Here is a 13,867-nt window from a genome sequence, read left to right on the forward strand (position 1 = left end):
TTCGTAAAAGTGCGGGGACAGAGAGAGGACAAGGGCTCGATGCTTTCCCCCAATCATGAAGACCTCGCCCGCCGCTTGCGGGACGCCTATACGGACGGTGCGGTGCCCCCGATGCGCGACGGGCTGGAACCGCAGGATGCCGACAGCGCTTACGCCATTCAGACGATCAACACCCGCCATTGGGAAGAGCAGGGACGCCGCATCGTCGGCCGCAAGGCGGGCCTGACGGCCAAGGCCGTGCAGCAGCAGTTGGGCGTCGACCAGCCGGACTTCGGCGTCCTGTTCGACGACATGCAGATCACTGACGGCGGCACGCTCGACCCCGCCCGGGCCCTGCAACCCAAGGCGGAGGCGGAGATCGCCTTCATCCTCGGCGCCGACCTGCCCGATCCCGACACCACCCCCGCCATGGTGGCGCAGGCCGTCGCCAGCGTCCACGCCGCCATCGAAATCGTCGACAGCCGCATCGCGGACTGGAAGATCACCTTCGCCGACACCGTCGCGGACAACGGCTCCTCGGCCTTCTTCGTCCTCGCGCAGGAGGGCAAGCCGCTGGAGGGACTCGATCTCTACAGCTGCGGCATGGTGATGGAAGTCAACGGCGCGCCCGTGTCGCTGGGCGCAGGCGCGGCGGTGATGGGCAATCCGCTCAATGCCGCTGCATGGCTGGCGCAGACGCTGGCCCGGCGCGGCGAACCGCTCAAGGCGGGCGATGTCCTGCTGGCGGGCGCTCTCGGCCCGATGGTCGCGCTCAATCCCGGCGATCACGTCCGGGCCGTCGTCGGCGGCATTGGCGAAACCCAATTCACTTATGGAAAGGCTTGAATATCATGGCCAAGACAAAGGCGGCCATCATCGGGTCGGGCAATATCGGCACCGACCTGATGATCAAGATCATGCGCCTGTCGGACACGCTGGAAATGGGCGCGTTCGTCGGCATCGACCCGGAATCCGATGGCTTGAAGCGCGCCGCGCGCATGGGCGTGCCCATCACGGCGGAGGGCATTGACGGCCTCGTCGCCATGCCCGAATTCGCCGACATCAAGATCGTGTTCGACGCGACCTCGGCGGGCGCGCACAAGCGTCACAATGAAGTGCTCCAGTCCCATGGCAAGAAGGTGATCGACCTGACGCCCGCCGCCATCGGCCCCTTCACCATCCCGCCGGTCAATGGCCTCGCAAATCTGGACGCGGACAATGTGAACATGGTGACCTGCGGCGGGCAGGCGACCATTCCGATGGTCCATGCCGTCAACCGCGTGGCGAAGGTCCATTATGGCGAGATCGTCGCGTCGATCTCGTCCAAGAGCGCAGGTCCCGGCACCCGCGCCAATATCGACGAGTTCACCGAAACCACCAGCCAGGCGATCGTCGATGTCGGCGGCGCCACGCGGGGCAAGGCGATCATCATCCTCAACCCGGCCGAACCGCCGCTCATCATGCGCGACACCGTCTATTGCCTCGCCGAAGACGGCGATCAGGACGCCATCCGCCAGAGCGTCGCGGACATGGTGGCCGAAGTGCAGACCTACGTCCCCGGCTATCGCCTGAAGCAGGAAGTGCAGTTCGAACATATCGGCTCCAACAAGCCGCTGCATATCCCGGAGATGGGCGGCGACTTCACCGGCCTCAAGGTCACGGTCTTCCTCGAAGTGGAGGGCGCGGCCCATTATCTGCCTGCCTATGCGGGCAATCTCGACATCATGACCTCGGCCGCGCTGCGGACTGCCGAGCGTATCGCGGAAAGGATGGCAGCATGACCTTCGATCCCACCCAGACAAAGCTCTATATTCAGGACGTCACCCTGCGCGACGGCATGCACGCCATCCGTCACCAATATGGCCTCGACCATGTCAAGGCGATCGCGAAAGCGCTCGACCGGGCCAAGGTCGACGCCATCGAAGTCGCCCATGGCGACGGCCTGCAAGGGTCCAGCTTCAACTATGGCTTCGGCGCGCACACCGACTGGGACTGGATCGCCGCGGTGGCCGAAGTGCTGGAACATAGCGTCCTCACCACCCTGCTGTTGCCGGGCATCGGCACGGTGCATGACCTGAAACGCGCCTATGACCTGGGCGTCCGTTCGGTCCGCATCGCCACCCATTGCACCGAAGCCGACGTCTCGAAACAGCATATAGAGGCGGCCCGCAATCTGGGCATGGACGTGTCGGGCTTCCTGATGATGAGCCACATGACGGACCCGGAATCGCTCGCCGGACAGGCCAAGCTGATGGAAGATTATGGTGCCCACTGCGTCTATGTCACCGACAGCGGCGGCGCGATGAACATGAACGACTATGCCGCGCGGCTCCAGGCCTATGATCGCGTGCTGAAGCCGGAGACGCAGCGCGGCGTGCATGCGCACCATAATCTGTCGCTGGGCGTCGCCAACTCGATGATCGCGGTGGAAAATGGCGCGCTGCGCGTCGACGCCAGCTTGGCCGGCATGGGCGCGGGCGCAGGCAATGCGCCGCTGGAGGTGTTCATCGCCGCCGCCGACCGCTGCGGCTGGAAACATGGCTGCGATCTCTACGCGCTGATGGACGCGGCGGAAGATCTGGTCCGTCCGTTGCAGGACCGCCCGGTCCGCGTCGACCGGGAGACGCTGACGCTCGGCTATGCGGGGGTCTATTCCTCCTTCCTGCGCCATGCGGAAAAGGCTTCGGTGGATTATGGCGTCGATACCCGCTCGATCCTCACCGAAGTCGGTCGGCGCAAGATGGTCGGCGGGCAGGAGGATATGATCGTCGACATCGCGCTGGATATGAGCCGATAACAAAAAGGAAGGGCATGGCAATACGAAATTGCCATGCCCCTTAATTACGATGTCAATACAAAAGCGATTTGCACTTGCGCCAGCGGCTGTTTGCAATCGGATTTACCATCAGCATTCTGCTTGCTTCGCTCATCGCACCGGCAAGCGTCACCCAAGCACAAGGAAGGAAGATCATGGAGACCACCCGCAAGGCGGACATGAAAACCCTCGATGGCCCGGCTGAGTATTTCACCGGCAAGGTCACCATCACCGGCCAGTTCCAGCGGCCCGACCCGTCGCGGGTCGGCGGAGCAATCGGTGTTCGGCAAGAAGCGGCAGGTTGCCGGGGCGAATAGCTGACCATGGCCCGGCATCTCGCCCGGATCGCATTGTCCATTGCAAATGCTGACCACGACGGGATGCGGCTCGCGCCGAGCCGGGGCACGCTGTGGCGTCGAACGCGCGTTTGACAGCGATCGGGGCAGCGGAGAACACACCAACCATGACGACCATCGAGATTGTCGCGGACTCCCGCAAATGGAAGGCGCATATCGACGATGGTCCTGCGGCGCGCGACTTCCTCGCACAGCTGCCCTTGACTTTGACCCTCAAGGATTATGGCGGGAGCGAGAGGATCGCGGATCTGCCGCGCCCGTTGACGCGGAAGGGCGCGCCGGACGCGGTAACGCCGCGGGCCGGCAACGTGGCCTTCTACGCGTCATGGGGCAATCTCGCGATTTTTTATCGCGATGGACATCAGTCGCCCGGACTGAGCCTTCTCGGCCGGCCTGACGGTGATCCGATGGAATTCGCGGGCGCAGATCCGCTTTCGGTTACAATCCGTCAAGCCGAGCGGCGAATTGAGCATCGCTTGCCTTATTATGATGTGGCGCGTTGGTCGCGCGCCAGCTCTATGAACGCCCGGAAGGCGGACGGGGTTTTGCGGCTGCGTTGATAGAAGCACAGCGGCGCGAGCGGCGGGGGCTGGTTTTCGAGGCCCTGGACAGCGGCCCGGAGACGATGGCGCATCCAAAGCTGTCGCACCTTCTTCTAACGAACGGCAGCCTCTAACCGAGTTTGATCCATGCCCAACGACCCCTACTGGTCGAGAGGCGACACCATGCAAACGGGTGCTTACCCAGCATCCCTGCTCTGAACCGGCCGATCGCCGATCGGCCAGTTTTCAGGGCCGTAGCTGATATAGCTGAACGTCCGGACTTAAGCATCGGGAATTGGCTTCTGAGCGGCAAAGAAGGGTGTGCGCCGTGCAAAGGCGGCACTTTCTAGCGGGTGAAAGGCCCGCCCGGCGATGCTCCAGCCGGAAGCAACCGGGGCAGGCATGGAGGTGACGATATGTCTGAAGCCCCCGGATGACGGTCACATAGGTGACCGCGAGCGTACAGGCCGTAACATGAGTGAACGCTGAGCAATCCTCGAAAATGCCGATGTGCAGGCCGACCCGTTAACCCTTACGGGGAAGGTTGATATGGACGGGCGAGTTTGAGCGACGTTCGAGCCCGTCTGCTGCACCGGGGTAGTGGCGACAGCATGTACGCAAGGAAAGTGCACGCAACACGGGAAGCCCCATCACGTGCCGAGGGATCGGCAACCGGACGCCCGCGAGGGATGGGAAGGGCGCGATGGGGTGGCGGAGAGGCCCGTAGTACCGAGGAAGCCGGGTAACGCCGGTGGAGGGAAGGAGCCTCAGTTCAAGACGAACGCAACAAGTGGTGAGGGGCAGGAGATTGGGAAACCTATCAACTCTGAAAACCGTCCAGAAACTGCAGAAGGCGTTGCACGCGAAAGCGAAGGCAGAAACCGGCTATCGTTTCTATGCGCTGTACGACAAGATCAGCCGCGATGACATTCTGGCCCATGCCTACGCCCAGTGTCGCTCGAACAAGGGCGCGCCGGGTGTGGATGGACAGGACTTTGCGGATATCGAGGAATATGGCGCCGAGCGGTGGCTGGCGGAACTGGCGCTTGCGCTCAGGGAGGAGACGTACCGACCGGAACGGATCAGACGTGTCTACATACCAAAAGCCAACGGCAAACTCAGGCCGCTGGGCATTTCCACCGTGCGGGATCGGGTCTGCATGACAGCAGCAATGCTGGTGCTAGAGCCGATCTTCGAAGCCGACCTTCCACCGGAAATCTATGCCTATCGAGCCGGGCGCAATGCCCAGCAGGCCGTGGTCGAGGTGGAGGAGCAGCTGTTCCGGGGCCGACCGGATGTCGTAGACGCCGACCTTGCCGACTACTTTGGCAGCATCCCCACCTTGAGCTGATGAAATCAGTATCGCGCCGGATCGTCGATCCGCGCGTGCTGCATCTGATCAAATCCTGGTTGGAATGTGCTGTCGAGGAAACGGACGACAAGGGCCGGAAGAAGCGCACGACGCAGGCCCAGGATCAGCGGCGCGGGATTCCGCAAGGTTCACCCATCTCACCGCTGCTTGCGAATCTCTACATGCGCCGGTTCGTGCTGGGATGGCGGAAGCTCGGCCTTGGGAAACGCCTCGGCTCGCGGCTCATCACCTATGCCGACGATCTCGTGATCCTGTGTGCGAAGGGCAACGCGGAAGCCGCGCTCGATCAGATGCGCGGGCTCATGGAGAAGCTGAAGCTGACGGTGAACGAGGAAAAGACACGCATCTGCAAGGTGCCGGACGAGATGTTCGACTTTCTGGGATATACGTTCGGTCGGATGTACTCCGCGACAACCGGCAAAGCCTACATGGGCTACCGGCCATCAAAGAAGAGCATCCAGAGGGTGGTCGACACGATCCACACTCTCACAGACCGGGCAGGTACTTGGCAGGATACCACATATCTGGTGGCCAAGATGAACCGGGTGCTGCGCGGATGGGCCAACTACTTCTCGGTCGGCACCACGAGCAGGGCATACCGGGCCGTCGACAGCTACACAGCGGTGCGATTGCGTCGGTGGCTGCGCGCCAAATACAAAACCAGACGACGGCGAGAGGGAGCCTATCACACCCCCGAGCTCTACGAGCGCTTCGGCCTCGTGCGTCTGGCGGACTTGGCCGCAGCTCGCCGTGGGTGAAGGCGTGATGTCTTGTCCGAGAGCCGGATGCGGGAGATCTGCATGTCCGGTTCGATGAGCAGGGAGTGGAAACGGATCGTCTGGCAAGCCCCACAGGCGCGCCGCACGACACCGCGCCACTTCCTGACTCTACCGGTAAGCGACGACGCGTGAATGTCGCTTGCCTCCAAGACCCGGTTCCGAGTGAGGATCAGCGTGCAATAGGCACCCCCTTCGTGGGGTGATCGGCGTGCAAAAAGGACCCCTTCATCCCGGGGATTTAGTCGGCCGACTGGTTTTGATCAGTTGGCGAGAACGGGATGTTGATCGTGGAGACAGTGGTTCGGATTCGGCGTGAGCATGCAGCGGGTAAGGCGATCAAGGCGATCGCTCGTGACCTTCGTTTGTCGCGGAAGGTCGTCCGCAAAGCGATCCGGTCGCCGGAGGCGGCGTTCAACTATCAGCGCAAAGTCCAGCCGCTGCCGCGGATCGGTCCTTATCAGGATCGTCTCGATGCGCTGCTTGAGGAGAACGAAGGTCGCGGCCGCCGCGATCGGCTACGGATGACGCGTATCCATGACCTGCTGGTGCGCGAGGGGTTCGATGGATCCTATGATGCGGTGCGCCGCTATGCGGCGCGCTGGCGTGCTGCGCGGCGGAAGGATGCTGGCGAAGGCGCACCGGCGTTCATCCCGATGACCTTCCAGCCGGGTGAGGCCTACCAGTTCGACTGGAGCCACGAGGATGTGGAGATCGCCGGCAAGCCGATGCGGGTGAAGGTGGCGCATATGCGTCTCTGCGACTCGCGCGCACCCTATGTCCGGGCCTATCCGCGCGAGGGCCAGGAGATGCTGTTCGATGCCCATGCCCGGGCGTTCGCGTTCTTCGGCGGTGTGCCGCGACGCGGTATCTACGATAATATGAAGACGGCGGTGACGGCCGTGTTCACCGGCAAGGAGCGTGTGTTCAACCGCCGCTTCCTGATCATGACCGATCATTACATGGTCGAGCCGACCGCCTGCTCGCCGGCGGCGGGATGGGAGAAGGGCCAGGTCGAGCAGCAGGTCCAGACAATCCGAGGCCGCTTCTTCCAGCCGCGGCTCCGGTTCGCCAGCCTGGCCGAGCTCAACGGGTGGCTGGAGGCCGAGTGCCGGCGCTGGGCCGAGCATCATGCCCATCCCGAACGCGGGGATATTACCGTCGCCGAGGCGCTGGATATGGAGCGACCGGCCCTGCAGCCGATCCTGGCACCGTTCGACGGCTTCCATGAGAGCGAGCATGCCGTCACCGGCACCTGCCTCATCAGCTTCGATCGCAACCGCTACTCGGTCATGTCGACGGCCGCACGCCGGACCGTTCAGGTGCGCTCCTATGCCGATCGCATCGTCATACGCTGCGGCGATGCGATCGTCGGGGAGCATGAGCGCCACTTCGGTCGGAACCGCACGATATACGATCCCTGGCATTATCTGCCGGTCCTCGCGCACAAGCCCGGCGCGCTGCGTAACGGCGCACCGTTCCAGGACTGGGATCTGCCGCCCGCCCTGCACCGATTACGGCGAAGGCTCGGCACCGGGGACGAGGCCGATCGCAGGTTCGTGCGGGTCCTCTCGGCGGTGCTCACCGATGGCCTGGAGCCGGTAGAGGCTGCCGTGCGCGAAGCGTTGGCGAACGGAACGGCCAGCGACGAGCTGATCCTCAACATCCTCTCCCGGCGCCGCGAGCCGGCGACACCCCACAGCATCGTCACTTCGGAAGACCGGATGCTGCAGCATCCTCCGCTCGCCGACTGTGCCCGCTATGATCTGCTGCGAGGCTATGATGCAGCGGCATGATATGATCGACACGATGCGCGGCCTCGGACTCAAGGGCATGGCGGCGGCGTTCGACGAGGCGGTCACCACCGGCCTCCAGCGCAAGCGCACCACCATGGAGATACTGACCGACCTGCTCCGTGCTGAGGCGACCCACCGGGATGCAGCCTCCATCCGCTATCGGATGACGGCTGCGAGGCTGCCCGTGGTGAAGGACCTGGAGCGGTTCAGCTTCGAGGGCACACCGATCAATGAGGAGATGATCCGCTCCCTTCACGATGGCTCCTTCCTCCCGCCTCGCCGCAATATCGTGCTGGTCGGCGGCACGGGGACAGGCAAGACCCACCTCGCCATCGCGATCACCGCCAATGTCGTGCGAAGGGGCGCTCGCGCCCGCTACTTCAACACCGTCGATCTGGTGACACGCCTCGAAGAGGAGACCCGGATCGGCAAAGGCGGGACCCTGGCGGCGCAGCTGTCGCGGCTCGACCTGATCGTTCTCGACGAGCTCGGTTATCTGCCGTTCGCCCGCTCGGGAGGGCAGTTGCTGTTCCACCTCATCAGCAAGCTTTATGAGCGGACCAGCGTCATCATCACCACGAACCTCGCCTTCGGCGAATGGCCGACCGTGTTCGGCGATCCCAAGATGACCACGGCGCTGCTCGACCGCGTCACCCACCACTGCGATATCGTCGAGACGGGCAACGACAGCTGGCGCTTCAAAAACCGCAGCTGACAGCCACCTTCGGCGCCTTCAAAAATCTATCTTGCGCTGCGCGCGCCTCCGGTCGGGCTACGCCCGCCCTCCGCCGCACGCAGCGCAAGGCCATCTTCAACAAACCAGCATCATATTATCTGAAAAGGGGGTCCCTCTTCGACGCCGATCGGGGGTCCCTTTTGAACGCCGTTTGACACGTTAGGCATTCCGAGACGCTTGTCTGGCTCCAGAAGCGTGATCAGTTCTCCGAAAACTTTGGAGATGTTAGCCCGATTGATCTCATCGATCACCAAGACGAACTCGTCTGGTTTAGTGGAATTATCCTGTCCCTCGCGAGGTTCCTCGTCAGCTGTAAGCAGACGGCTCAGCGCTGGAATGTTGATGCGCCTACGAGGTATCTCGTAAACAGTGCGCATAGTGAAATTGCCATCGATGATAGCGTCAAGTGGAAGCGGATCATCAGATGTCATCAGCCATTTCACCTTGCGACGGTGGGCGAAATAGCCTTCAGCTTCAGGGATGAACTCGTAATCGCCTAGGATCTGCCCAACTGCTCGAAATGCGCTGTTACCGAAAGGAATGATGACGATGTCACCGATCGCCATATCGTTGCGGAAGCGGTGGGTCTGAGTCCAATTGCTGGGCTCCTGGCTTTCGGGATTGAGCGACAACCAGTGAGACTTGATGGCCTCGACCGTCGAGAAGCGATCATCGCTCCAATCCTCGGCTCTCCCCCAGCCGAGAGCGATATATCCGTCCTTTAGCGCCGCCTCGTAAACGTCTTCTTCCTGCCGAATGGCACCCAAGCCCATTTTCCAGAAGTGACAGGTGGAAAGATCGATTGCTGAACCTGACTCACCTGCTTCCGCCTTCTTGCGAGCATGTTCAGCGAGCGCGCAAATTTCACGCAAAATGCCGGGGTATGCCTTCAGCCGGAACCCGGCGCCTTGTTCTTCAGCGTCGTCGGCCGGCCGCAATCCTTCTACGAAATTCTCGTAATCGTAGGCCTGATGGAAGGTGACGAACGCAATGCGCTTCTCCAACTCAAGCTCGCGATAACGTGCCATGAGGGCTGTCCGGCCTTCGGGAGTTTCGGAAAAATCAACAGAACCATCACACAAGCGCACAGCTTCCCGCGCCGTGGAGTAGGTCTTGCCCGTCCCCGGGGGGCCGTAGAGAATGAGGTTGGTCGGATTGAGCATGAATTCTTCATCCTGTGATGCATTGAGGCGATCACGCCAAAAAGGTGAATTTAGAAACCAGTCGATATCTTGCGCTTCGCCGTCGAAAATGAACGCCGCCAATTTACGCGCGGCGTCGCGCTCAGGTCGAAGGCGCCAAACAGTGTCGTTGTTGGTATAGAGCCACCAGAGGCGCGGCTCGGCCAATATTTCCCAATCCACCTGAACCCGGCGGCCGTCTTGATCATTCGCCGTTACGATCCCGATAGCTCTGACGCGCATAGCACTGACCGGCTTGCCATTGGTCTCGAACGGGGCGTTTCGTTGGTTCGCAAGATAATCCCGCAAGACGATCCGATCGCCGACCTGCATTTCGCGAACCATTTGATTATATTTGCTGCCGCTGTCGTAGAGCAGGTGCCATGTCCCCTCCTCCACGAATGTAGCGAACCCATCTTCGTCTCCATCGCGAGAGGTGACGAGCCAAATGCGTGTGTGATCGATCAGCGCGCTCGTCTCCGGCCCAAAATCGGGCAATCGCTCCTGACAGGTTTCCCAGATGAAGCCTTGCACATCCCAGAGATCGCGAGGCGCCCATTGCCATTCGTCGCGCATGATCCGCTCTACCGTTCGAACGAGGCGCATCACATTGACCAACTCGCCTTCGGTTAGCGGATTTGCTTGAAATGCGGGGCTGCCGCTCAACATCCAACATGCGTTGTCGGTGGGCGTGGAGCGGATGCCAAACATCCCTTCAGGAGCGACCAACGCTCGAACCATTGTCGATATTGTCCGGCTCTCCGCGTATGGGTTCGCTTGCGCGTGAGGCAGCATCAAGGGCCAGATAGTCGAAACGAAAGAGATCACGCCGGCAACGTCGTCGTCCGATCGAAAGAGATCCTCAGCCGCTTGCTCCACCACGCCCGGGTTATCGCCTCGCATGGTTTGGACCAGATTGATAACGCGCCAGTCGAGCAGTTCGCATGGTACGCTGGCTTTACCTACAAGCAGGTCGAGCAGCGCTGCGCCCAAGGATGGACCATCTTGAGTGCCGCCGCTTATCTGCCCAACAAGAGCCTGTACGTGTGCGACCAGATCACGACGCATACGCCCTTCACTGGACGTGTAAGTGGCGCCCTCTTCGAAGCTCACAAATTCTGGATGACGCTCCAGAAACGCACGGCGCAAACGATCTAGCCAGTCACGATCTACATAAGGGGCGGCATCCTCATACCAGTCCAAGAGCTCAGCAAGATTGGACGCATCCGTTGGCCGAACGATCAGAACGGGCCGAGCCCTATGCCCATTTGCTGCCCTATGCTTCAGCCGAGGCGGCAGATTGGAATGTCGCGCTTGCGTGGCAACATAAGTGCGGTGGAGCGGAAGGGGGCAAGACTCTCGATCCGCGCTATCTTCGATCCAGATTTGCGGTATCGAAACCGTACGCTCCCACGCAAGCTGACGTCCGTCGGGCAGAGCGAATGCCAGCATCTTCGCGGTATCCACGATCGGGATGCCGTATCGCTTGCGCAGTTCTCCCTCGACGTCGCCTTCGTTTGCCACCAGATCAAAACGGAGGATCGTAGCAGGGCTAATATTCGCTCCGACACGCTCAGCAAGCCTCACATCCGCCATCTCGCGAAACTTACGTCCGGCAAGAGCCTGGCAGATATTGGGCCAAGCCTCCTTCAGGCCTAGCGCTGCGTTAACGTCGCGCACCAGAACTTCAACGCTATCCTCGTCGCGCTCACGTGCTGGCTCAACGTAGGTTTCAAGCACGTGCAGTCGGATGGCGTCAGCGTCGCGGTCGCTCAAAGCCTCGCCTTCTAGAAACTGACCATATTGGCCGAGCCAGGAGCGCCAGCTAGCCAGCCTATTCAACGGCTTTTCAGACTGCGGCATGAGTATCTTAAAGTCAGTGCCGCCGTTATGAAAATCGGCCTGCATTGCCTGCAGATGCTGACGAAGATGGATGAATTTATCTGCGTGCCATGCCTCAGCAAGATCTCCATAGGGCGAACCAAGCGCAGCAAGATTGTTCTCGATTGTCCGAACTGCATGCGCTCGAGTGCTGCGTCCGGTTTCGGTATTTGCTCCTCGCGCGGCGAGCCAAGCCTTGAACTCTGCGTCTAGCAATTCAGTCCCCCATTTTGTGGCGTTCAGCTAACGTCACTCGCTCCGTCGAGCTACGGTTTTTTTGTTAACTTTCCATGCCCTTCACATGAGCTGAGCAACTCGGACCGGTCTGCGACATTTATGGTCGCAGACCGGCCGCGCTCGCGAACGATGTTTGATGATGCCGCCCGCGAGCGGGGCCGCCGAGTATCGATTAGAAACTCAACGCGACCGGCCTGATTGCTGGTCCAGCCAAGCCTGCTGAAGATCGAAGTCGGGATCAGCCTCTTCATTCTGGGGCTTCGGTTCAAGTTGAGTTTGCACACCGGACCGTGCTGTCGGTTCCGCAACAGGGTTCCTTGTGATCGGTCTGATTGAGGGTTGTTCTTGAGATACCGAGCCCTGCCCCTGCGTCGCCGCCTTTTCGGATGCCCTTAGTGCCATAAAGCCTGCAAAGCTCATTAGCCGCGGTAGCCGCAGTTCTGCTACTTGGGCCCGATACTCGTCATCCACCGCTTTGAGCTGAGGCAGCCGCACGCTCTTCGTGAAAACAACGCTGAACGATCGTCGTTCCGAAGGAGGTAGACGTGCAGCCTCTTCCTTGCGCTGTTTCGTCAGCTGCTGTGACAGAGCCTTGCGCCTCGCCCGATGCTCACGTTTGCGTTTTTCTCGCTCCAGACGCGCAAGCCGGCGCGCTTCGAAATGCTGCGCCCGGTACGCCTCGAATTCTGTCCGATCTGGCTTAACCTCGTCGACCTTCACCTCCGGGTAGATGCGCAGGTAATCGGCATTCTCCGGCCACCATCGCTCAAACGAAATCGCGTCTGAAGGCCGCCGCTTTTCAATCTGAAGTAAGCCAAACCTGCGCTGCGCGGTATCCAGATCGGAGGCCTTTATGCGGTTGTTGGCGCTGCGCAGATCGTAGAGCGTCAGCCCGACGATCTTGGGGGATGCCGTTTTCCTTTTCCGTAGAGCAGCTTCGAACCCGACACCGATGGCAGCAAGGGCTCGTCCAGCTGCGTCCCAGCTTCGCATATCCAGAGCTGCGCGAATCGCGTCCGCCCTTTCGAGAAGAGACTGCTCTCCAGTTCTGTTCGCACGATGTTCATGCGCAGCCTTGGTACGACGCGAGGGACCAACCTCCCGGGCCCCGTCCATCTCAAGGTGGGTACGCAGTTGGCGGAGGTTGAGCCGCTTCTCTATCAAGCGGCAAAGGTCCTGCAACCGATAGAGCGCGAACTGATTGAAGGAGCGCTTGACGATATCCTTCGCGGGCAACTGCTCGACCTGCTCCTTTTTGAGTGCGAACGAAGGAACCCCTTTCGTTCGTGCATGTGGTGCAAGAAACAGCTGCTTTTCAGGTGTTTTAAACGTTAAGGGCGACACGGTGCAGATCATGAGGTGGATATGGTCATAGCCTTTGTCACGATGACGAACGGCAATCAGCTGGTGGCCGCTAAGGTTAAATTCAGCGAGCACAGCGTCGATTATCTGCTTCCAGGTTTCGTCGGAGAGCCGGCCGTCGCAGAGGGCTGCAGAGAGCGAAATGTGCATCACGACCGCTGTGGCCCGAGGCGCCTGTTCAGCGACCAGGGCCATTTCGGCGGATGCGTTTTGCAGCGATGAGACTTCTCGCAGCTCCAGGATCTCGTGATCGCGGTTTTTGACAAGATAGATCTCCAGGCCGGCGAAATTTCGCCCCCAGCTGATTGCGGGGATCACGACGCAAGCATCCGGCGGATAGCGTCGAGCAAATCGGCATATGCGGATTGCAGCGCATCGAGAAGCTCGACTGAACGCGCAGTATTCGCGTGACGCGCGATCTGATTGATGTTCTGGCCGATGCGCCGAACATCATGAACAAGGCTGCGGGAAGGGATCAACTGCGGGTGCGATTGCCGCACGAGGCGGCGGAGCACCTCGGCAGCGGAGACATCCGAATGTTCTGCGATTTCCTGCAGGAGATCGTACTCGGTAGGAGACCAGCGCGTCGGAAGCACGACGGTGCGCACTCGAACCTCGCTGCCTGAGCGATGGGTCATTTCATTTTCTCCAGAAACAAGGGTTTCGTACGTCACGGAGGGAGGGGTCCAGGGGAGGGCAACGCTCCTCCCCGGCCAGGTCCGGCCACGACGACGGCTGCGACAGAGCGGCACGCGACAGAGCTGACGTCCAGCGCCCGGATGCGCGGTAGTCGTTGGCCAGCCCTGGCTAATTTCCTCCCGCGTTAGTTTGAAA

General features: G+C 61.0%; 12 protein-coding genes. 9 read left to right on the forward strand and 3 right to left on the reverse strand.

The annotated features are described in order from the left end of the window. Window positions 1-39: 39 nt before the first annotated feature. The 9 genes from VVT58_RS11380 to istB all read left to right on the forward strand — a co-directional run bounded on the left by VVT58_RS11380 (window position 40) and on the right by istB (window position 8,351). Window positions 40-825, forward strand: a complete 786-nt coding sequence (locus tag VVT58_RS11380) for a fumarylacetoacetate hydrolase family protein (protein ID WP_327753203.1) — start codon at window positions 40-42, stop codon at window positions 823-825. A 2-nt stretch (window positions 826-827) separates the two neighbouring features. Beyond that, window positions 828-1,760, forward strand: coding sequence for an acetaldehyde dehydrogenase (acetylating) (locus VVT58_RS11385; RefSeq protein WP_327753211.1), 933 nt, complete (start codon window positions 828-830; stop codon window positions 1,758-1,760). Next, window positions 1,757-2,776, forward strand: a complete 1,020-nt coding sequence (gene dmpG, locus VVT58_RS11390; RefSeq protein WP_327753204.1) for a 4-hydroxy-2-oxovalerate aldolase — start codon at window positions 1,757-1,759, stop codon at window positions 2,774-2,776. The genes VVT58_RS11385 and dmpG overlap by 4 nt, the downstream gene beginning before the upstream one ends. 74 nt (window positions 2,777-2,850) lie before the next feature. Further along, complete coding sequence (locus VVT58_RS11395; RefSeq protein ID WP_327753205.1) at window positions 2,851-3,111, forward strand: hypothetical protein; 261 nt, start codon at window positions 2,851-2,853, stop codon at window positions 3,109-3,111. Window positions 3,112-3,257: 146 nt separating this feature from the next. Continuing rightward, the gene (locus tag VVT58_RS11400; RefSeq protein WP_327753206.1) at window positions 3,258-3,710 is read left to right on the forward strand and encodes a cyclophilin-like fold protein; all 453 of its coding nucleotides are present in this window, start codon (window positions 3,258-3,260) and stop codon (window positions 3,708-3,710) included. Window positions 3,711-4,548: 838 nt separating this feature from the next. Beyond that, window positions 4,549-5,043: a hypothetical protein gene (locus VVT58_RS11405; protein WP_327753207.1), complete on the forward strand. Its 495-nt coding sequence runs from the start codon at window positions 4,549-4,551 to the stop codon at window positions 5,041-5,043. Then, window positions 5,043-5,822: a reverse transcriptase domain-containing protein gene (locus VVT58_RS11410; protein ID WP_327753208.1), complete on the forward strand. Its 780-nt coding sequence runs from the start codon at window positions 5,043-5,045 to the stop codon at window positions 5,820-5,822. Before VVT58_RS11405 ends, VVT58_RS11410 begins: the two co-directional genes overlap by 1 nt. 299 nt (window positions 5,823-6,121) lie before the next feature. Beyond that, a complete protein-coding gene (gene istA, locus VVT58_RS11415; protein ID WP_021238707.1) occupies window positions 6,122-7,636 on the forward strand; it encodes an IS21 family transposase in 1,515 nt (504 codons plus the stop codon). Then, window positions 7,623-8,351 carry an IS21-like element helper ATPase IstB gene (gene istB / locus VVT58_RS11420; protein WP_031304487.1) on the forward strand — a complete coding sequence of 243 codons (729 nt, stop codon included), beginning with the start codon at window positions 7,623-7,625 and terminating at the stop codon, window positions 8,349-8,351. The genes istA and istB overlap by 14 nt, the downstream gene beginning before the upstream one ends. A gap of 110 nt (window positions 8,352-8,461) precedes the next feature. On the opposite strand, the gene VVT58_RS11425 is transcribed toward istB, so the two are convergent. From VVT58_RS11425 to VVT58_RS11435, 3 genes are all read right to left on the reverse strand, one after another. Then, window positions 8,462-11,650, reverse strand: a complete 3,189-nt coding sequence (locus tag VVT58_RS11425) for a hypothetical protein (protein WP_327753081.1) — start codon at window positions 11,648-11,650, stop codon at window positions 8,462-8,464. A gap of 201 nt (window positions 11,651-11,851) precedes the next feature. Continuing rightward, entirely contained in the window at window positions 11,852-13,351 is a 1,500-nt protein-coding gene (locus tag VVT58_RS11430) for a relaxase/mobilization nuclease domain-containing protein (RefSeq protein ID WP_327753082.1), read from the reverse strand. Continuing rightward, entirely contained in the window at window positions 13,348-13,671 is a 324-nt protein-coding gene (locus VVT58_RS11435; protein ID WP_351999977.1) for a plasmid mobilization protein, read from the reverse strand. The genes VVT58_RS11430 and VVT58_RS11435 overlap by 4 nt, the downstream gene beginning before the upstream one ends. Window positions 13,672-13,867: the final 196 nt, after the last annotated feature.

The organism is Sphingobium sp. SJ10-10 (genome assembly GCF_036038995.2).
In the GTDB taxonomy this organism is placed as follows: Bacteria; Pseudomonadota; Alphaproteobacteria; order Sphingomonadales; family Sphingomonadaceae; genus Sphingobium.